Source organism: Mucilaginibacter kameinonensis (assembly GCF_003675385.1).
GTDB lineage: Bacteria > Bacteroidota > Bacteroidia > Sphingobacteriales > Sphingobacteriaceae > Mucilaginibacter > Mucilaginibacter kameinonensis.
Window position 1 is genome coordinate 17,049 of the sequence record NZ_RCWZ01000006.1, and the last position, 20,374, is coordinate 37,422.

General features: G+C 43.7%; 15 protein-coding genes. 3 read left to right on the plus strand and 12 right to left on the minus strand.

The annotated features are described in order from the left end of the window. Entirely contained in the window at nt 1-465 is a 465-nt protein-coding gene (locus EAH55_RS27270; RefSeq protein ID WP_121812487.1) for a DUF4920 domain-containing protein, read from the minus strand. 225 nt (nt 466-690) lie between these two features. On the opposite strand from EAH55_RS27270, the gene EAH55_RS27275 reads away from it, so the two are divergent. Further along, nucleotides 691-2,064 carry an NHL repeat-containing protein gene (locus tag EAH55_RS27275; protein WP_121812488.1) on the plus strand — a complete coding sequence of 458 codons (1,374 nt, stop codon included), beginning with the start codon at nt 691-693 and terminating at the stop codon, nt 2,062-2,064. 352 nt (nt 2,065-2,416) lie between these two features. Here EAH55_RS27275 and EAH55_RS27280 read toward each other — a convergent pair whose 3' ends face one another. Next, nucleotides 2,417-3,949 carry a serine hydrolase gene (locus EAH55_RS27280; protein ID WP_121812489.1) on the minus strand — a complete coding sequence of 511 codons (1,533 nt, stop codon included), beginning with the start codon at nt 3,947-3,949 and terminating at the stop codon, nt 2,417-2,419. A gap of 108 nt (nt 3,950-4,057) precedes the next feature. Here EAH55_RS27280 and EAH55_RS27285 point away from each other — a divergent pair, with 108 nt between their 5' ends. Next, nucleotides 4,058-6,241 (plus strand): S9 family peptidase, encoded by a 2,184-nt coding sequence (locus EAH55_RS27285; protein WP_394339809.1) that lies wholly within the window; start codon nt 4,058-4,060, stop codon nt 6,239-6,241. A gap of 893 nt (nt 6,242-7,134) precedes the next feature. Here the strand turns inward: EAH55_RS27285 and EAH55_RS27290 are convergent. The 7 genes from EAH55_RS27290 to EAH55_RS27320 all read right to left on the minus strand — a co-directional run bounded on the left by EAH55_RS27290 (nt 7,135) and on the right by EAH55_RS27320 (nt 15,012). Continuing rightward, on the minus strand, nt 7,135-8,151 hold the full coding sequence (locus tag EAH55_RS27290) for a helix-turn-helix domain-containing protein (RefSeq protein ID WP_244228387.1): 1,017 nt from the start codon (nt 8,149-8,151) through the stop codon (nt 7,135-7,137). 48 nt (nt 8,152-8,199) lie between these two features. Continuing rightward, on the minus strand, nt 8,200-9,666 hold the full coding sequence (locus EAH55_RS27295) for a DUF4097 family beta strand repeat-containing protein (RefSeq protein WP_121812491.1): 1,467 nt from the start codon (nt 9,664-9,666) through the stop codon (nt 8,200-8,202). Next, nucleotides 9,647-10,222, minus strand: a complete 576-nt coding sequence (locus EAH55_RS27300; protein WP_112568993.1) for a hypothetical protein — start codon at nt 10,220-10,222, stop codon at nt 9,647-9,649. The genes EAH55_RS27295 and EAH55_RS27300 overlap by 20 nt, the downstream gene beginning before the upstream one ends. Beyond that, nucleotides 10,219-10,779 carry an RNA polymerase sigma factor gene (locus EAH55_RS27305; protein WP_121812492.1) on the minus strand — a complete coding sequence of 187 codons (561 nt, stop codon included), beginning with the start codon at nt 10,777-10,779 and terminating at the stop codon, nt 10,219-10,221. Before EAH55_RS27305 ends, EAH55_RS27300 begins: the two co-directional genes overlap by 4 nt. A gap of 302 nt (nt 10,780-11,081) precedes the next feature. After that, complete coding sequence (locus tag EAH55_RS27310) at nt 11,082-11,612, minus strand: AAA family ATPase (RefSeq protein WP_121812493.1); 531 nt, start codon at nt 11,610-11,612, stop codon at nt 11,082-11,084. Nucleotides 11,613-11,827: 215 nt separating this feature from the next. Next, nucleotides 11,828-13,135: a M28 family metallopeptidase gene (locus tag EAH55_RS27315; RefSeq protein WP_121812494.1), complete on the minus strand. Its 1,308-nt coding sequence runs from the start codon at nt 13,133-13,135 to the stop codon at nt 11,828-11,830. A 2-nt stretch (nt 13,136-13,137) separates the two neighbouring features. Then, nucleotides 13,138-15,012 carry a M61 family metallopeptidase gene (locus EAH55_RS27320; RefSeq protein WP_121812495.1) on the minus strand — a complete coding sequence of 625 codons (1,875 nt, stop codon included), beginning with the start codon at nt 15,010-15,012 and terminating at the stop codon, nt 13,138-13,140. 150 nt (nt 15,013-15,162) lie between these two features. Here EAH55_RS27320 and EAH55_RS27325 point away from each other — a divergent pair, with 150 nt between their 5' ends. Next, complete coding sequence (locus EAH55_RS27325) at nt 15,163-15,444, plus strand: hypothetical protein (RefSeq protein WP_112568983.1); 282 nt, start codon at nt 15,163-15,165, stop codon at nt 15,442-15,444. A gap of 76 nt (nt 15,445-15,520) precedes the next feature. Here the strand turns inward: EAH55_RS27325 and radA are convergent, their stop codons facing one another. From radA to EAH55_RS27340, 3 genes are all read right to left on the minus strand, one after another. Then, entirely contained in the window at nt 15,521-16,933 is a 1,413-nt protein-coding gene (gene radA, locus EAH55_RS27330) for a DNA repair protein RadA (RefSeq protein WP_114941125.1), read from the minus strand. 93 nt (nt 16,934-17,026) lie between these two features. Next, nucleotides 17,027-19,312 carry a hypothetical protein gene (locus EAH55_RS27335; protein WP_162997069.1) on the minus strand — a complete coding sequence of 762 codons (2,286 nt, stop codon included), beginning with the start codon at nt 19,310-19,312 and terminating at the stop codon, nt 17,027-17,029. Then, nucleotides 19,242-20,267 carry a hypothetical protein gene (locus EAH55_RS27340; protein ID WP_244228388.1) on the minus strand — a complete coding sequence of 342 codons (1,026 nt, stop codon included), beginning with the start codon at nt 20,265-20,267 and terminating at the stop codon, nt 19,242-19,244. The genes EAH55_RS27335 and EAH55_RS27340 overlap by 71 nt, the downstream gene beginning before the upstream one ends. Nucleotides 20,268-20,374: the final 107 nt, after the last annotated feature.

Genomic DNA, 20,374 nt, shown 5'->3' on the forward strand with positions numbered 1-20,374 from the left:
TTATTTATCTATCATAAAACCTTTTACTTCAAAACTGACCTTTCTATCAGAACTGGTATTAGTTTTATGCTGCTTTTTACCGTTAACCGTGTCGCCGGCCATATGCTGCAGATCATCGGCAATGAACTGTTTGGCAGCTATCCCCGAAATTATTACTGTGCGACCGGCAAGAGCGGTCGGCAAATTTATACCTGCATTGGCGAAGTGAGCCGTAATAACGCGCTTGCTGCCTGCATCCATTTCAAACCAACCTCCTTTTTCTTTAGTGACTTTAATCACCTTGCCTGAAATGGCAGTAGTGATCCGCGTTTTTTTTCCCATAAAGGCTTCCAGTTTGGAGGCCGGCATTAAAGCTACGGTATCGGGTTTCTGGCCAAATATCATTCCATGCGGTAACGGTACTTGCTTTTGTGCTGTGGCCGCATTAACTATCAGGAGCGATATAAACAGCATTATTGTTTTCATGGTTAATTATTAACACATCCGTGCCGAAAATGTTGCTGAGTTTTTGGTTACTTTACGCCCGTTAAAAAAATTGATTGACCGGTTTTGTCGGCAAATGCAGGGCAATACCAGGTTTTGGTACGTAATAAGTATGTTAATATTTGTTAAAATGTTACTTTAAAGTGATTTACTACGTACTGATAAGTTAATTTTGCTTACTTTACTATATAACTTTTAAACAAACTCGTGAAAAAGAGCTTTACTAAAACAATTTTATTTGCCGCGTTTATAGTTGCCGTTGCTTTGGCAGGTGCAGGTTGTGGTAAAAGCGGAAGCGTTACACCAGTAACCGTACCGGATTTAACCACCACGGATGTGGTTACTGCTGAAAGTGGAACAATAGCCTATGCGGGCGGTTTATTTAACGGAACGCAGGATGTGAGCCTTGGTACCTATGGCGTTTGCTATAGCTCAACCAATCAAACACCAACTACGGCTGATAAAAAGACTACAGATACCGTACTTCAATTTGCTTATACAACCAAAATTACCGGTTTAAGCCCTAAAACAACTTATTATGCCCGTGCTTATGCTATAAACAGCGCAGGTACCGGTTATGGTAAGGTTATACAATTCACTACCGGCGACGGTACTACTTACGCTGGTGGTACAGTTAGTACACTGGCAGGTAACGCCGGATCTGACTTTATTGACGGTTTAGGCGGCGCTGCTTTTTTTGACAGCCCGCAGGGTGTAACTGTAGGCGCTGCTGATGGCAATATTTATGTTGCAGATTCATTTAATAGCGCTATACGTAAAGTTACTACAGCCGGAGATGTTACCACGTTATCTGGCAGTGGCGCTATTGGCTACGTTGATGGCCCAATAGCTACAGCTCAGTTTTATGCTCCGCAAAGTTTAGTTACAGATGCAACAGGCAATATTTACGTAGCCGATTATGGCAATAACAACATCCGTAAGATTACCCCGGATGGCACAGTAAGCACTTTTGCAGGTAGCGGCGATGCCGGATATGCAGATGGAACCGGTACCAAAGCAACTTTTAACAGCCCGCGTGGTTTGGCAATTGACGGCTCTGGAAACATTTTTGTTGCCGATATGGGTAATAACCTGATCCGTAAAATTACATCGGCAGGTGTTGTTACTACGTTTGCAGGCAGCAGGGGCGCAAGCTACCTGGACAATGCAACAGCTACCAGCGCTACTTTCAACAGGCCTAATGGCATAGCTATCGACGCTAATAACAACATTTACGTTGCCGAGGCGCTTAACCACACCATTCGTAAAATTACTCCGGCTGGCGTTGTTTCTACTTTTGTTGGCGGTAATAAACAAACTACCCTTGTTGGTGGCCCGTCGGCTATCGCGTTTGACAAAAGCGGAAACCTGTTCATAACTGATCAGAACGGCCGAATCCTGGAAATCACTAAAGACAGGGTGTTAAGAACTATTGCAGGTAACGGCACAACAGGCTTTGCAGAAGGTGTTGGCACCGCAGGTATCTTTAATTCGCCGCAGGGCATAACAGTTGATGCCAGCAATAACCTTTACGTGGCTGATTACTATAACAACCGCATCCGTAAGATCGTATTGCAATAAGCGGTTAGTTGCCCAGATATTTTCAGCGGGATAATTTTTCTTTCGGGAAAAGTTATCCCGCTTTTTTATGGAGCTTTAAAGAAAACCTCTCTTAAAAAGCTGTGTACCTTATTAATGAATATCGATTGATAAAACCAAAATGTCATTTCGAACGAGGTACGAGGAGAAATCTTATACGTCTCGCAAGTCGAACTAAACATGGAGTACAAGATTTCTCTTTCGCTCCTTCGCTCGACCCGCCACAGCTCAGTCGAAATGACATTTTTTTTAACCTTTAGTAGGGGCTGCTTTAATCCGGAGGAAGTCTCATTGACCAATCAAATGGGGTTAAATAACAGCCCTTTCCCTCGCCCTAATTCTTCTTAAAATCATAAGCCCCCCGCTCTACAAAATCAGCCACTTTTACGCGTACGCCAGTAACCTCGCCGTTTTGTACGGTGAACGGAAATACAGCCTTACCTAACGTAGGATCGGAAAATGTAACGTAGAACCGGTTGCCGCCAAGGGGTTTTAGCAATGCGTACATTTTGGGGTGATGCTCAAAGCGCATCTCAAGGTTGTTACCCTCTCCTTGTGTAACTTCCATACTGCCATAAAACTCGTTGGTGTATTTGCCAAGGTATTTGTTAGGCAGCAACATGGGTTTGGGGTTTAACAGCACAGAGTCTTTCAGTTTTTTGTCCTCAGCTTGTTCAGTAGCGGTATTGGCTTTGTATTGCTTTAAGTAACCTTCGCTGTAGTTGCGGAATGGTTGTTTAAAGTAAGCATCCAGGATATCCCAGCGCAAGGCTTCAAAGAGTAGGTTTTGATCTGTATTAGTTAATATAACAATGCCCAGGTTATCCTGCGGCGAAAGCGTTACCGACGATAAGTAGCCATTAACGCCGCCATCATGCATTACAAGGCGGTGCCCTGAATAGTCTTGTATAAACCACCCCAGGCCGTAAAGCTCAAAGTTATTTTCACCATTCATGTGGTGAACGCTGCCAACAATGTCCTGTGGTACACGGGTTGCCTCGATAGCTGCAGCAGGGATCACCTGGCGCTGGCCTACCTTGCCATTGTTCAACAAAGCCAATACCCATTTGCTCATGTCATTTACCGATGAGCTGATAGACCCTGCCGGCGCGATCCCGTCTATCTGGCAATAGGGGATAGGGGTGAGCCTGCCATCAACAATGGTATGAGGTACTGTACGGTTTATAGAAGTTGGCAGATCTTTACTTAAAGCTAAAGTGTTACCCATGCCCAGTGGTGCAAAAATAGCCTCTTTTACATAAGCCTCCCATGAGTGCCCGTTGGTTACTTTTGGAATGATCTCACCGGCTGTTAAGAATGCCGCGTTGGTATAACCCCAGCGTGTACGGAATGGATAGGCGGCTTTTAGCCTTCCCAGGCGTGCTATTACATCCTGGCGGGTAAGATTAGTGTTGTAGAAAGTGAAATCGCCCTGAAAGGTCTGGAAACCGAGACGGTGACAAAGCAGATCGCGTACAATTACCTGCTCGCTCGCGTTTTTGTCTTCCAGTTTAAACTCAGGAATGTATTTGGTTACCTTATCATCTAAGGATAGCTTTTTATTGGCCTGCAGCATGGCGAGGGCGGTAGCCGTAAAAGCCTTGGTATTGCTGCCTATCATGAACAGGGTATTTTCATCAACCTTGTTCATGAGGCCAAGCTCTTTAATGCCGTAGCCCTTCATCAGCACAATTTTGTTATCCTTTACAATACAAACGGCTACGCCGGGCACACGCCAGTTGGTGAGGGCCTTGCTGATGTAAAGATCTAAACTGTCTTTAATGAATTTGCTCCTGTCGGCATGCTGGGCATTTACCGAAGTGAAAAGTAACATGCAGGCAACGAGCAATAGAGGTATTTTTTTCATTACAGAGGGCTTTAGATTTCTTTATTGTGCTAATTTAACGCAAAATTTACAGTGACGTTATCTAATAAATAAAAATAGCGTTGCTCTATTAATTCAAACTTAATGTATATGAAATTTTACCGTTCGGGATTAACTTTCCTTACCGCACTACTGTTAATTATCCAGCAAAATACGGCCCACGCGCAGCATAGCGGTGTTAACTGGACAAAAGACGGCAACCAATACTACCGCATCACCGGCGGACAGATCATCATGATCGACGCGCGTGACACCTCTAAAAAAACTGTTTTTATCACTAAGCAAGAACTGACCCCTGCAGGTAAATCGCCTATCAGCGTTAAAAGGTTTACCGTGAGTGAGGATAACAAAAAAGTGCTTATCAACACCAACACCAAAAAGGTATGGCGCTATGATACCCGTGGTGATTACTGGGTTTATGATTCAAACACTAAAAAACTTTGGCAGTTGGGTAAAAACCTGCCCGAATCATCATTGATGTTCGCTAAGTTTTCGCCTGATGGCAACAAGGCGGCTTATGTAAGCGGTCATAACATTTACATGGAAGACCTGGCTGACGGTTCGGTTAAACAATTAACCACCGATGGTACTCAAAAGCTCATTAACGGTACTTTTGACTGGGCTTATGAAGAAGAGTTTGGTTGTCGCGATGGTTTCCGCTGGTCGCCGGATAGTAAATCAATTGCATATTGGCAATTGGATGCCAGCAAGATCAAAACTTACCTGATGCTTAACACTACCGATTCGGTTTATCCGTTTGTGGTACCTGTTGAGTATCCCGTAGCAGGTGAAAATCCAAGCTCATGCAAAGTTGGCGTGGTTAATACCGCAACCGGTAAAACTACCTGGATCAATGTTCCGGGCGATGCCGTGCAGCATTACATTCCAAATATGGAGTGGGCCGATAACTCGAACGAAATTATCCTGGAGCAATTGAACCGTGCGCAAAACGAAAGCCGCGTATTCATTGGTAATGTATCAAACGGTACAACTCGTTCTATCCGTGAGGAGCACAATGATTCATGGATTGATGTTAAAGCCCGTGTAGCTGGCGGCGACCCTGTGGGTTGGGGCTGGATTGAAAAAGGTAAAAGCTTTTTATGGCTGAGCGAAAAAGATGGATGGCGCCATTTATATAAAGTAACCCGCGAAGGCAAGGAAAGCCTGATCACTAAAGGTAACTATGATGTGATTGGCATCGACATGATTGATGAAGCTTTGGGATATGTATACTTCATCGCATCGCCTGATAATGCTACTCAAAAATATCTGTACAAAATAAAATTAAGCGGTGGTAAGGCCGAACGTGTTTCGCCTGCTGATGAACCGGGAACGCATAGCTATGATATTTCGCCTAACGGCAAAGTAGCGCTGCATAATTTCAACAACAGTTACACCCGTCCGCAAAGCGAGGTAGTTAGTTTGCCTGAACACAAACATATTACCGGTACTGTAATAACCGTTGATAAAGACACTAAAAATAAGCCCGAGTTTTTCAAGGTTAAAACGGTTGATGGCATTGAAATGGATGGCTGGATGATGAAGCCAACTAATTTCGACCCTAATAAAAAATACCCTGTACTGTTTACCGTTTATGGTGAACCAGCAGGACAAACCGTAACCGATACTTGGGGTACAGGCCATAACAGGCTGTATGAAGGCAGTATGGCCGATGACGGGTATATTTACATGTCGGTTGAAGGTCGTGGCGCTCCGGCCCCTAAAGGTACTGCATGGCGCAAAGCTATCTACAAAAATATTGGTATTATCAACATCCGCGACCAGGCTATGGCTGCCAAAGAGATCATCAAATGGCCTTTTGTCGACTCAACCCGTATTGCGGTACACGGCTGGAGCGGTGGTGGATCATCAACCCTTAACCTGATGTTCCAGTATGGCGATATCTACAAAACCGGTATCGCTGTAGCGGCTGTTGGTTCACAGCTTACTTACGATAACATCTACCAGGAGCGCTATATGGGCGTACCTACTGATGAAGCTGGTCGTGCGGCATTTATAAAAGGTTCGCCAATTACTTATGCTAAAAACCTGAAAGGTAACTTGCTTTATATCCACGGTACTGGTGATGATAACGTGCACTACAAAAATGCCGAGTTGTTAATTGACGAGTTGATAAAATACAACAGGCAGTTTCAACTGATGTCATATCCTAACCGTACACACTCGATATCAGAAGGCGAAGGCACAACAGAGCACTTACGTACCCTGTTTACACAGTACCTGAAAGCTAAATGCCCTCCGGGAGGAAGATAATTGTGAGGATTTGAAAGAAAATTAAAAGGGAGATCAAATGGTCTCCCTTTTTTTGTCAGTCATGTTTGCGTCTGTTTGGTATTAGTGTCATTATTATATGTGTCTGTGAAATTCTTAATTCCCCATAGGGGATACCTGTTTGTAGCAAAATAATTGTGCACCGTTAGGTGCTACCCTTCTGCATGGCGCTAATGTATGCGCATATCGGGTAGCACCTAACGGCGCAAATGATTATGCGAAATAATGTTCTACAAACAGGTAGCGCCTAATGGCGCAAATCGGTAAGCCGTTTACAAGTTGTTTCGAGGGGGGATATGATGCTACGCTTATTATAGCTTTTGGATAGTTACCTTAAAGGCATGAACGGCAGTTTAGTGGAACATAAAATTCAAATTACGAAGAAACAGTACAAGGCACAACATAGCATTTACGTACCCTGTTTACACAGTACCTGAAAGCTAAATGCCCTCTGGGAGGAAGATAATTGTGAGGATTTGAAAAATAAATTAAAAGGGAGATCAAATGGTCTCCCTTTTTTTGTCAGTCATGTTTGCGTCTGTTTGGTATTAGTGTCATTATTATATGTGTCTGTGAAATTCTTAATTCCCCGTAGGGGATACCTGTTTGTAGCAAAATAATCGGTGGCAAAATTTGTGCACCGTTAGGTGCTACCCTTCTGCATGGCGCTAATGTATGCGCATACCGGGTAGCACCTAACGGCGCAAATGATTATGCAAAATAATGTTCTACAAACAGGTAGCGCCTAACGGCGCAAATAGGTAAGCCGTTTACAAGTTGTTTCGAGGGGGGTATGTGACGCTACGCTTGTTATAACTTTTGAAATAGTTACCTTAAAGATATGAACAACAGTTAGAGAAATAATAATATTCAAATTATGAAGTAACGGTGCCATAGCCCTTCCTGAATAGAACCGGCGACGTATCGGTATGCTTTTTAAAGTAATTGCTGAAATGGGTTGCTTCAGAAAAGCCAAGCCTGAAAGCGATCTCCTTAATGGAAAGTTTTGAATTTTGCAGTAGCGCCTTGGCTTCGGAAATGGTTTTTTCGGCTATCCAGGTGCTGATGGTTTTGCCGGTTTTTATTTTGATGACATTACTCAGGTAATTGGGATGCAGACTTTGTGCATCGGCATAATCCTGCACGCGAAAGGCTTGTTCGGCTATGCCGCTGCTAAGATCGCGGTAGTGTTTCTCGAGTAGGCGTTTAAAGTTCTTTACAATTTCCGAACTGCGATTTCCTTCATATATCGGGTTATAATCCTGCCAGAAATATTCCTTAAATTTTAACAGCACCACTACAAACAGGTTGCCGATAATGCGATAGCGGTAAGGGCTGTTTGAGTTATACTCTCTCAATATTTGATGATACAAAATATCAAACTCATCAAAAACTTCCGGACTAACTACCCGTGCCGGAAATATTTCGGCCAGCAAAAAAGAGAACTCATCAAAAATATTGGCATGTACGTTTTCCTTCAGAAATGATTCGCTCAATGTAAACAGGTAAACATCGCCTATGTGCTCCCAGTTAAAGGAGCGAAAATGCCCCGGATTGGTAAAGTAGATAGCACGGGGCTGCAGTTTGTAATTATGCTCATCAATGGTATAATCACCATCCCCGCTTTTAATAAAGGCAAAAACAAAAAAATTAAGCCTGCTCAACGGCGATTTAAACGGCGTAGGCTGGTTTATATCCTTCAGGTTGAAAACCGTAAAATCGGTATGCTTTATGAGTTCAAGCGGCAAGCCCAGGTGCTTGTATTGGTCATAAAGGGTATTAAAGATTTGCTTTTCATTGTCCTGGTGGTGCATAGGGGAGATGTTTGCTCCAAAGCTATGAGGGCTGTGGCAGATTTGCAAGAGCCGGTAAAGCAATAAAAAACGGCGCATTGTTAGATCATAACAATGCGCCGTTTAAAATGGGGTTATTTATAATGTTTAATCAAAGCTTACACTACCATAGCTGGTGCTGATGGTAATAGTTTTATCGCTGCCACCTTTGCCTAAATGGCCCTTGTAGGTTTTAGTGGGGTTAAAGCCACGTTCACCATCGGCAGGGGTTTTACTGGTGATGTTAACATCATGGCCGTTATAATTAAAGCTGCCGTAGTGCACAGTGATGTCAAAGTCGGCATTCTGCCCATTGTTTACTCCCAGCTTTACGCTTGAATATGATGAATTAACAGAAAGGTTTTTCACATTTTTATCAACCTCGCCAATATTTAAAGCGCCACTAAACTTTACGTTGATATTGCCTGACGTAGTAATGCGGCCGATTTTTGCTGAGCCATAGCTTACATCGGCATTCAGCTTATCGCAATCGCCAAGGCTCAGGCTACCGTAGGCCACATCAAGGTCGCTTCCTGTTAGGGTTTCAATAGTGGCACTGCCATATCTTACCCTGATTTGATTGCCGGGATTAGTCAGCGCTTTTGCACGAAAGCTTCCATATGAGTTATTGATATTGAGCTTGCCGCTAAGATCAGGTAACTCTGTATTGCCATATTTGTTGTTGATGGTAAGCGGGTTCCTGGCAGGCATATACACCGTATAATTGATCTCCATTTTACGGAACGCATTTTTTTTGCCAAATAATGATCCCCAGATACCACCATCATTGTCGCTATCTCCCTGGTTAATAGATGTTCTGAATGAAACACCTGAGCCATCTTTGCTATCCTTGATGCTTACCGCGTCCAGCATTTTTTGCACCTTATCTTCATCATTAGCACCTACCACAATCTGTACATCAACCTTTACCTCACTTTTTGCCCAGGTAAACACAGTTACTTTACCATATTTGTTATCGATATTAATTACATCATTACCATCAATACTGTAGCTTTTGCTATAGGTTTTGGTTTTCTCAACTATATCGCCGTTTTGCACCTGCTTTTCATAGCTCTCGTCACCATCGTAATTGTAACTAAAATTCTGGTCGAAATTTTTGAAACCGAAGTTTACGTTAGGGCTAAGCTTCTCAAACTTGTCGGCAAATTTCATGCTGTCAAAATCCTTAAACTTCATTTTAAACTTTAAGGAGTCGAAGCTTTTAAACTTCATGCTGTCCCTGAATTTGAAAGCAAGCTGTTTGTTCAGCTTCAGCATATTCTGCAGTTTAAGGTGTATTTGTTTCTGCTGCTGTACACGCAAACTGCTCATTTCCTTTTGCAATTCGCGCATCTTGGCGTTCAGCTCCTTCATTTTTTGCTGATACTCCTTGCTATTGGTAGCCGGTGTCCAGTCGCCATTAAGTTCAGCAGCGGGCGGCGGCGAGGGTGGTAATGCCGGTTTTGCCGGAGGCGCAGGAGGAGCTGCTGGACTTACCTGTGCAAAGTTTGCTGTGCTTATGGTTAACAAGCCGATAAGTGTTAGCAGGGCCGGACTAAATATTTTTAGTTTCATTGTTTTGTTCCTTTTTCATCTGGTTAAACTGTTCAATTACATTTAATTGCTGGTTTAGCACCTCGGTTTGTATTTGCAGGTTCCGGATCATTGCACGTAAAACACGTTCCTGGTTAGGGCTGGTGGCTAAATCATTGTTTAGTTTTTTATAGGTGGAATCCATTTTAGCTATCTCGGCGCTGAACTCCTTGTATAGCTGCGGATCGTTTTTAGATGCTGATTTAAGTTCGGTAAGCTTGGTTTCAACAAGCGATGCGTAATGCACCCGCTGTTGCGCATACTCGGGGTTGATGGCTGCAAAGTCAACGCTTTTTACGCCTTTCTGGCTTTGTATATATATGCCGAAGCCTATCCCCATTACGATGATCACCGACGCGGCTACTTTTAGTACGAAGGCCAGCGAAAAAGTTTTTGCTTCGCGCTTTTTGGGTTGCTGATCTTCCTCGTCCAAAAAATTGAGTTGCGCCTCAATTTTACCCCACAGATCTGCCGATGGTTCTATCTCGTTAAATTCTTCGTTATTGTCGTGCATGAAATCTTCAAATCGCTTGCTCATGATACTTGTCCTTTCCTGTTTAAAATTTCAATTAACTTCCTTTTAGCTCTCAAAAACTGGGTTCTTGATGTGTTTTCTGATATGTTCAATATTTGTCCTATTTCTTCGTGGTCATACCCTTCAAGCAGGTACAATGATAATACAACACGGTAACCATCGGGCAGTAATTTCATGCCCTCCTTTACCCGGGCAACCTGGTATTGTATGTCTTCGTCGTCCCAGCTTTCATCGTCGGCAATATTTTCAAGGTGGCCGTCTTCCAGTTCAACCAGTTCAAGCTTCCGCTTGCGCAGCATATTGATTGACCGGTTAACAACGATTTGCTTAAGCCAGAGGCCAAATGTGGTATCCTGCCTAAAATCCTTCAGCTTGGCAAAGGCATCCACAAAAGCTTCCTGCAGCACATCTTCCGCTTCGGCAATATCGCCCACTATCCGAAAGGCCACGTTCAGCATAGCTTTCGAATACAGACGGTAAAGCTCATAGCAGGCCTTTTTGCTTCCCTGCTTGCACTCAATTACCAGGTTGTAATGTTTGTCAATATATATCGCTTCCAAATTTGTGACCAGCTTCAGGATAATAGACGCAACGCATTTTACAACGTTGCACGTATGTGAAAAATATTTTTTTAATTATTGATAATTTTTTTGAAAATTTTAAGTTGGGGCGGATTTTTAGATGTGCAAATTTTTAGATGTGCCGATGTGCAAATTGAAAAGGTGGTATGATGAGCCGATTCCGGTTATGCGAATAAGCTGTTTGGTGCAAATAATATCCGCATGGATATCTTTATTCAATCTTCAAATCTGAAATTTGCACATCTACAAATCTGCACATCAATCCCGGTCATCCTTTAATCCTAAAAATCAAGGTTCAGATACTTATCAATCGCCTTTACCGCATTATCATATCTTTCCTGGCCTAAGCCTGATATTACTACATAATTGGCATCAAGCGCCTGGAGTTCGCGGTGCCAAATGTTCATGAAATACTCCCGTTTGGTGGGGAAGTTGCGTAAGGGATCATCCTGCCAGGGCATGTCGATATCCAGGAGCAGGTATAAGTCATAGGGGTGGCGCGGCAATTCGTCAAGTACCTCCTGTGGGGCGTTACCAAACATTTCCTCGCTCCAGATTTTTACCGTTAAAAAAGTAGTATCGCAGATCAGAATACCGTTGGCCTGTGGAAGGAGTTTGTTTTCGAGTGCCACCTGGCCGTGGAACATATTCACTTCGTCCTGCCAGGTGCAATCGCCTGTGAGGTTTGCGCAATACTCACGCGAATACTCAGGCACAGCTATTGTGTTATAATGTACCGCGAGATATTCAGACATGGTAGATTTGCCTGTTGATTCGGGGCCTACAACTGCTATTTTGAGTATTTTGTCCATGTGGGGGAAAACTAAGAAGCGCAGGAATTGTGCGATTCCCCTCTTGAGAGGGGGTGGAGGGGTGTGTTCCTACTTTGATAAATCAATTGTAGAAACACACCCCTGCTATCGCTCCATCCTTCGCTCCTCCTCTCAAGAGGGGAACTAAAAAAACTTTTTTGATTCGGACGTTAGCTGCCGTCCAACTAATCTCCAATCACTAACCTCTAATCTCTTTATTCCGTTTTCTTAGGCACTCTTGTCGGTGTATCCTGTCCCGAAACAATAGTACGTGAACTTAATGCTATCGCGCGGATTGTTGAGGTAATGTTATCTACATCCAATGTGCTAAACTCATCGCCAACGGTATGGTATAGTTTGTCTATATCGATTTGGTCGGTTGAGATGGTATGTGCCGGTACGCCAACTTCGGCCAGCGATGCGTTGTCACTCCTGTAAAACAGATCCTGGTCCGGGTATGGATCCGGGTAGAATTTAAAGGCGGTACCTTCTAAGTTCTTCTGTAAGATCTTACCGAAATCAGATCTTTCAAAACCGGTGATAAATGCGGAGTTGGTACCAAATTTTGAAGCCTTGCCAATCATTTCAATATTGAACATGGCAACTACTTTATCGGCATCCACCTGTTTCGCAAAATATTGTGAACCGTATTCGCCGATTTCTTCGGCCGTAAAGGCTACAAAAATGAGTGTACGGGCGTTGTTATCAAGCTTTTTATAGTATTTAGCTAAGCTTAATACCGCTGTTGTTCCTGAAGCGTCATCATCGGCACCGTTGGCAATGCTGTCGATTACTCCTGGTTTATCAGGCTTGATAATACCCAGGTGATCATAGTGGCCTGAAAATACTACGTATTCATTTGGTTTGGTCTTGCCGGGGATGATACCTGCTACGTTAAACAGTGGCAACTCCTGGGTTTTTACTTCGCAGTTTACATCAAATGATGTAACGTTATCAAACTTGCCGGATACAAATATGATTGGCGCTTTCGCTTTGCCTTTGAAATTGGTTGAGCCGGCACCAAGGTAGCCCTTAATACGCCCGAACAGACTTTTGAATTTAGGATCAACCAGTAACAGGGTTTTGGTATCGCTTTTAAACGCTTTACGATATTCGGTGCGGAAATCCTTGTCGGGGCCAATTGTAATTACCTGTACGTCTTTATCACCTGCCCATTTAAATGATTCAGCACTGCTGGCAAACGCGCTGTCGGCTGCTACGGCCTTACCATTGATGCTCACCGTTAAGCTTACCGGGGTTGAACGTACCATCGTAAAGTTTTGACGGTAACCGGTGTTACCTTCCATTGGCTTTAGACCAGCCTTTTTATATTCGCCTTCGATGAATTGGGCTGCCTTTTCGATGCCGGGCGTAAAAGTTGCCCTGCCTTGCATATCATCTGCCGAAAGCGTTCTGATGATGCGGGTTACATCGTCTTTGTTAATGAGTTTATTAACATCCTGAGCAAAACCATAAGCTGAAACGCTTAATAATGCCGCTGTTACTATTGATATCTTCTTCATAGTTATTTGACTTTTGATTGCAGCCAGTTGTTACGGAAGGTTTCCTGTTCTTTGCTTAATTGTTTGCCGGCCTTTTCGAAAGTTACTACCTCGAAGTTTGGATTTTCTTCAAGGGTGATGGTGGTTTCATGAGCGCCTGTGCGGTTTTTGTAGTTTACGATTACTTTATCGCCCGGTTTTTTATCGGCAATAATATCGCCAAAGCCTTTTTGGTCTTTAATATCTTTTCCGTCAACTTTCAGGATAACATCACCAGCATCAAGACCGGCTTTATAAACCGGTGTACCTATAGTTGTACTTGAAAGTATTGGCAGGCCTTCGGCATCAGCTGCACGTACCTGGCCCGCGCGACCACGGCCTGGGGTAGCAGCCAGCGGACCGGCCCAGCCTTTACCTGGTTGTACTTTCTGTAAAACCAGGCCTGCTTTTGCCAATAGCTCTTCGTAGTTATTTTTGTCGGTTCCGTTAATGTAGCGCTTAAAGAAATCGGCAGCAAATTTAGGGTTGTTGGTTACTTTGCCTAAATCACTTTGCAGATCGGGGATGGTATACGGCTTCATTACCTTGCCGCGGTTAAGCCAAACAGCGCGCATGTAATCATCAAGCGTCATGTTAAAATCGCTGCGCAGGCGAAGGTCAAGCGCTAATGCGATAGCACCACCGTAGGTATAATAGCTGGTAAAATCGTTAACGTTATTGTTAGGGTCGATAGATACGCCCGCATCTGCAAATACTGAGTAACGGCTCATTTGCGCGGCTGAATATTTAGCGGCCCCCGGCGTGTTTAAAATCTGGTTAACCAAACCGGCAATGGTTTTAGTGTAATCATCAAGGGTGTTAAATCCAGATCGGGTAAGCAATAATTCGCCATAATATTGGGTAAAACCTTCGGCAAACCAAAGCTCACTGCTCATGTTGGCATGCTCAAAGTTAAATGGCTCTAACGATTTTGGGCGGATGCGCTTCACATTCCAGCTATGGAAATATTCGTGCGCGTAAACGCCCATCAGGTTGTTTTCAAAGCCTTCTACTTTGGGCGCAGGAATAGTTATGGAGGTTGAATTGCGATGTTCCATACCATCGCCGGAAACGGCCGGGTTTACATCGCTTACAAAAGTATATTCGCCAAAATCGTAGGCTGGTAATTCGCCAAATACTGCCTTTTCTTCCAATACCAGCTTTTGGATCATTTTTCCGAAATTATCTATCACCGCCTGGCTATCGTCCGAGTGCATGGCAAGGTTTATTTTTTCTTTCTTACCATCGGTATTTACCACATCCCAACTGCTAACATTGTAGTTAGATAGTTCGGTAGGGCTATCCATCATATATTGCAAACTCGGGGCACTGTACACACTTGAACCCTCATGTTTAAGTTGTGTGGCTACTTTCCAGCCGTACTTATCCAGGCCATCAAACTGAATGGTAAGCGGGCGTTTGTCTTGTCCAACAACCCACATAAAGGTGGCAGGCATATTCAGGTGGGCATGGCTGGGATCAATAGAGGCGTAAGTGCCATCTGTCCAGTTGCCAAAAAGCGTATAGTTCACTTTTACAGTGGCCGGATGTTCTCCAACTTCATAAACATCACCTTCAACCTGTGTTAAAGGCAACTCTTTGCCGTCAACATCGGTGGCTTTAACGTTGTAAATATTTTTGCCAAACTCATGTGTTGCATATCGGCCGGCAGATGAACGGCTCATGCGCACCCTGAAGTTACCAACCGGCGCCTGCGGAATGGTCATACTTATTTCGGCCTCATGATGAGCGGCGTTAGGAAATGATATGGAATAGTAAATGGCTTTTTGCGGTTCCTGCTGTGCCATAACATTGCACGCAAGCGCAGAGGCAGCGGTAAATAGTAGTAATTTTTTCATCAACTTAAATTATCTGCGCTGAAATTACTATTAAATCGGCAAAAAATTAATATCAATATTATTACCTGCTATGGGTTCGCCAACCCTTTTAAATCCCTATTTCTGCCCCGTTCGTTTAATTATCCGTACATTTAAAGAAATTCCCGGCTTATGATCCTTTTTTCAAGAAGAAATTTACATTACACCGATTATAAATGGACTGCTTACATTCAGAATGATCCGCGTGTAAATGGCAGGCCAGATCATACAGTGTTTAATAAAAACGAGGGGAACGAAATGGTGTATCTCATTAACAAATTAATGATGATATGGGACTATCGTTTTGCCAATACCGGCAATAAAATGGAAAAACTGATTCATGATAAACTTCCGGCAGAGATTAGCAGCCAGGAAGAGGTACAGCAATGGCTTAAAACAAATCTCAAGTTTTAAATAAATAATAATAAGGATAGCACGAGGTACAGGGCAATTGCTTTTTGCTTTGAGCCTTCTGCTTTAAGCTTATCTTCTATCCAAACAACAAACTGAATACTTCCTCAATACTGCTTACGATCTTGATGTCGATATCGTAGCGCGAGAGGTCCATGCGCTTTTTATCCTGGCCGCTTGCAGGGAGGTTGTATTTGGAGATAAAGATCTGGTTGAAGCCGAGTTTTTGTGCTTCGGCAATGCGCTGCTCCACCCGGTTTACCGCCCTGATCTCGCCCGAAAGTCCGAGCTCGCCGGCAAAGCAGGTTTTGAAGGGTATTGGCATATCCTCATGCGATGAAATAATGGCCGCTGCAAGTCCCAGATCAATAGCGGGGTCTTCAACCCTGATGCCTCCGGTAATGTTCAGGAATACATCCTTTGCGCCCAGCCTGAAACCACAGCGCTTTTCCAGTACGGCCAGCAGCATGCTCATGCGTTTGGTATCAAATCCGGTAGCGGTACGTTGTGGGGTTCCGTAGGCCGACGCACTAACCAATGCCTGGGTCTCGATCAGCATCGGTCGCATCCCTTCTAACGTAGCAGAAATGGTAATGCCGCTCAATGGGGCTTCCCGGTGCGAGAGCAATATTTCCGAAGGATTGGATACTTCCCGCAAGCCTTCGCCCATCATTTCATAAATGCCCAGCTCCGATGCCGAGCCGAAACGGTTTTTGATAGTGCGCAATATGCGGTAAACATGATGCCTGTCGCCCTCAAACTGTAACACGGTATCAACCATATGCTCCAGTATTTTGGGCCCTGCTATCATGCCATCCTTAGTAATGTGGCCAATTAAAAATACAGGAGTTGAGGTTTCTTTGGCGAAGCGAAGCAGTTCGGCAGTACATTCCCTAACCTGTGATACGCTGCCTGGTGTTGATTCAATATGTGCCGAGTGTAGTGTCTGGATAGAGTCTATCACTACCATATCTGGTTCCAATGCCTCTATCTGCTTAAAAATGTTTTGGGTTGAGGTTTCTGTGAGGATATAGGCTCCTTCGCCGATAGGCCCCCCTTCGGGCGATGCTAACCTTTCTGCCCTCATCTTAATCTGTCGTTCGCTTTCCTCGCCCGACACATACAGCACCTTTTGGTTAGGCATGTTGAGGGCAAGCTGCAGCATCAGGGTTGATTTGCCTATGCCCGGCTCGCCGCCGATAAGTACTAATGAACCCGGAACAATGCCGCCACCCAAAACACGGTTAAACTCCTTATCGGGAGTAGGTACACGATGCTCTTCAGAATAAGTGATCTCCGTTACGGGCACGGGTTTATTGGCCCGCTGCTGACTGGTTGAAGCAGGTTTCCAGGCCGGTACTGATGCATTGCCCTTTTCAATCACCTCTTCAACAAACGTGTTCCATTGCTGGCATGACGGGCATTTACCCAGCCATTTGGGCGATTCAAAGCCACAGCTTTGACAAAAGTACGCGATCTTGGATTTTGCCATTTTAGATTTGCAGATTACAGATGTGCAAATATGCAGATTATATTTAAAATGCTAAATTATTTAGTAATTTAAATATAATCTGCATTTATCGTGCTATTTCTTATCGGCATAAGTCTTGAAATAGCCGCACTCCTTTAACGCCTCTTTGTAATAAGCCGTTTGGTTATACTTTGCCTTTAACTCGGCGAAATAGTTATAGTAAGCATCGATTACCGCTTTGCTGATTTTCCCCTCGGAAAGTTTTTCGTAGCCGTTAAAACCAGGATCGTTATAAACTTCATTGAGTGCGCATTTGCTCAACATAAACGTACAACGGGCGCGCTGCTCATTGGTGGCGGCATTTTTACGGGCTAACTGATAATACTTTATAGCCACCTGCATGGAGATCAGTTTATCATCCATGCGTGGTTCGTCTTCATAGTAATAACGGCCGGTTGGGCCGGTAGCTACCACATCCGATTCATAGAACAGCCTTGCATTACCATAGTACGTGATATTGTAATAGGCATTGGCCACAGCATAAGCATTACGGTAAACGTTTTTGCCCTGCTTAATTTCGCTATCAAGGGTATAAAGTGTTTGCAGAAAGCTCAACGGCGTAAACTTTTGCTTTTGCGGTGCTTCATGATCACAATCATGACAGTCGGTTAACCTGCCGGTAAAAGGGTTGCCGGCAAGCAAAAAATTCTCAGGCGTCATCTTTTTAAGCTGGGCAATAGCTTCCGGTAATTTTTGCTGATAAGCCAGCATGATAGCCTGGTGGTAATATAAATTATTTAGCGTTATCGGGTAATAACGAAGCATGGCCTTTTCAAACGCAGTTTTATCCGGTTTGTTCAGCAGATCTATCATGTGCTGCACTCTCGCGCTATCGGCGTAAAAATCCTGTGCGTTATTGTTAAAACATACCTCCCTGATAGTGTTATCCTGTCTTTTATAAAGGCGGGAAATAGCCAGGTTACAAACGGATATAGCGTTGCTAAACCGCAGATCTTTTATTTTAAGCTTATTATCGCGTAGGTTGGCAAGCCAGTTAAGCGGCTCAATTAATTTAGCCTCGGCGTTGGCATCCATTTTTTTAAGGCTTTTGATGTAAAGCATCATATCCAGCAATTTGGCCTGCGCCACAATCATTTTGTCACCGGCAGGAAATTGATTTTTTGCTGTTGCATAATACTTTCCGGCTGAGGTATAGTTGCTATCCAAAAAGTTGAGGTAACCGGCGGCAAGGTTCCAATAGTAAGGCTTGGCGGTATTGTTTTTTGAGGCGATATCTTCTACCAAACGTTTACCCGCATTGTCAGATTTCTTAACCGAATCAGTTGTTGTGTTGCCCCAACCTGTTCCTACCTCGCGGATATTGATGAGGCGACTTAGCAGCAGATCGAGCTTTTCAGATTTGGGATTGATGGCCGCGATAGTTTTTATAGCCCGGCCGGCATCGTATTGTACGCCCAACATATGCCATAGCGTTATTTTTTCTTCCGGGGTTTTGGCAAGTTTCAGGGTAGCAGTCCAATCACTTTCATTTTGCGGGTGGAAACTCCAGAAACTCGGGATCTTCAATTTATAGGTGTAGTCGTAGCAGAGGCTGTACAGGTAATTTGATAACGCGTAGTTTTTTTGCCTGTGATAATACCCGGCTACGTAGCCCATTGTACGATAGTAAATGAGGTTTTTAGGAAAATGATCTTTAAACTGATCAAACAGTTTCACAGTTCTGTTCGAAGGTTCATCCAGAAAATAGTAATAACGTACCATTTGAAACCAGATACGTTCTTTAATAAAAGGATCGGTTTCTTTATCATAAGCCCCCACCAGTGCTGGCCCCAGGTTTACCGGCGAATGATTGGGCTTTACTTTATCCCACGAATAATACTGATCGTTCACAGAATAAGCCTCGGCATTTTTGGCCAGCCTAAGGTAGCTGTAAAACGCGTTAAGCATTTTGGGCGATATATTGCCGGTAACAATAGCAGGATATTTAGCAGGTAGCGCTTTAAGCGAACCGGTAGATTTACGATAGATAGAATCAACGGCACCCGCGCTGGCTTTAAGGAGCAGGTATTGAAGCGACGCTTTATTGAACTGGTGATTAAAATGCTCGTACCATTCGTCAACAATATTGTCGTTATACCAGGTGTTGCTGCCATCGGTATAGCCTAAGCCATAGTAAACCTCGTTACCGGTGTAAAAGAAGGGCGAGTATTGTTTGTTGACAAAATATTCGGGTGTAAAAACAGAGTATTCTTCCTCGTATGAGTCGGCGCAGGCCCAGATCACACCTGCTATAGTTAGCGTGCATAAACTAAAAACGAGCAGAAATTTGCGTAATGGTTTCCTGGTTAAATTTTGAAAGGTCGATGTTGGCCAGTTCATAGTAGATGATGGTTGTATGTTGTTGTTTAGGTAGATGCTGTGTTATTTGTTTGGCGGCAGTGTTCAATGTGTTTCCGTCCGTTTCTTCAAGTTTAAAAATATCATTTTGTTTTACATAAACTCCTTCCATGAAAAAGCTTGCCGTAGCGCGGTAGTTAGCCTGCCCTTCAATTTGTTTAAAATGGGAACGGTCTGCAAGCTGTTGCCTCCCGATTTTTCCGTAAACCTGTATAACTCTGCCATCACGGATATGGATAGCCCAGGAAAACAGCGGCAAGGCAATATCCAGCTTTAAGGGGTACACGCTGAGATAGTCGATATACTTACCGGCATCCTCTTCATTGTAAATTGAATTGGGTTGATGCAGGCCGGCATTGAGCTTGCCCATATTGTAAAACATCAATACGCCACGGTCAACCGATGGTATACCTGTACGGTCTTTAAATTTAACCTGGTGCAGGCGAATGGTAGCTTCCAGTTGCTTTTGGCTGAGTTTTTTAAATGCAGTTAAAAAACTGAAATATTTACCCCGGGTACTTAAGGACCAATCACAATCAACCTGAACAGTGGTATAGCCGATCTTCTTTTCTGCGGCCAGCTCATTAATCAGCCTATTGCAATGTACTGCAAGGGTAGTTACTGCGGTATCGGCAATGTTTTCAAAGGTTTTATTGGTGATATAAATAACGGGAATAATGTTCAGGCCTGCCGGGATTTCGTTAAGCTGCACAACGGCGTTAGGGTAGGAGCGTTTTTCCTGATCGTTCCAGCTTACATCAAAAAAATGGATGTAAGCATTGTTGCCGGTTTGTTTTAGTAAAGCTGCCTGTTGCCTATTAAGGTTGAAATTTGTTTTCCAGTAGTAAAAAGCGGTTGAAGCATTCCCGGGCTTGCGGCAGGAGGCCACAGGAAGTAGCAAGGCTACTATTATAAACCACCAGAAATATTTAAGCATAGGTAATGCAGCAGGTTTTTTATCGATGGTAAAGTAAGGGAATTTTTGATATATTGTTTGGGAGATCCAGTATTACATTCTATCTGGTCGAAGTTTAGCGATAGCGT

Coding starts and splice junctions, on each gene's coding strand:
- EAH55_RS27320 (WP_121812495.1), bottom strand. CDS start 15,012: ATGAAAAAATTACTACTATTTACCGCTGCCTCTGCGCTTGCGTGCAAT.
- EAH55_RS27300 (WP_112568993.1), bottom strand. CDS start 10,222: ATGAGCAAGCGATTTGAAGATTTCATGCACGACAATAACGAAGAATTT.
- EAH55_RS27310 (WP_121812493.1), bottom strand. CDS start 11,612: ATGGACAAAATACTCAAAATAGCAGTTGTAGGCCCCGAATCAACAGGC.
- EAH55_RS27280 (WP_121812489.1), bottom strand. CDS start 3,949: ATGAAAAAAATACCTCTATTGCTCGTTGCCTGCATGTTACTTTTCACT.
- EAH55_RS27335 (WP_162997069.1), bottom strand. CDS start 19,312: ATGAACTGGCCAACATCGACCTTTCAAAATTTAACCAGGAAACCATTA.
- EAH55_RS27315 (WP_121812494.1), bottom strand. CDS start 13,135: ATGAAGAAGATATCAATAGTAACAGCGGCATTATTAAGCGTTTCAGCT.
- EAH55_RS27325 (WP_112568983.1), top strand. CDS start 15,163: ATGATCCTTTTTTCAAGAAGAAATTTACATTACACCGATTATAAATGG.
- EAH55_RS27295 (WP_121812491.1), bottom strand. CDS start 9,666: ATGAAACTAAAAATATTTAGTCCGGCCCTGCTAACACTTATCGGCTTG.
- EAH55_RS27290 (WP_244228387.1), bottom strand. CDS start 8,151: ATGCGCCGTTTTTTATTGCTTTACCGGCTCTTGCAAATCTGCCACAGC.
- EAH55_RS27270 (WP_121812487.1), bottom strand. CDS start 465: ATGAAAACAATAATGCTGTTTATATCGCTCCTGATAGTTAATGCGGCC.
- EAH55_RS27340 (WP_244228388.1), bottom strand. CDS start 20,267: ATGCTTAAATATTTCTGGTGGTTTATAATAGTAGCCTTGCTACTTCCT.
- radA (WP_114941125.1), bottom strand. CDS start 16,933: ATGGCAAAATCCAAGATCGCGTACTTTTGTCAAAGCTGTGGCTTTGAA.
- EAH55_RS27285 (WP_394339809.1), top strand. CDS start 4,058: ATGAAATTTTACCGTTCGGGATTAACTTTCCTTACCGCACTACTGTTA.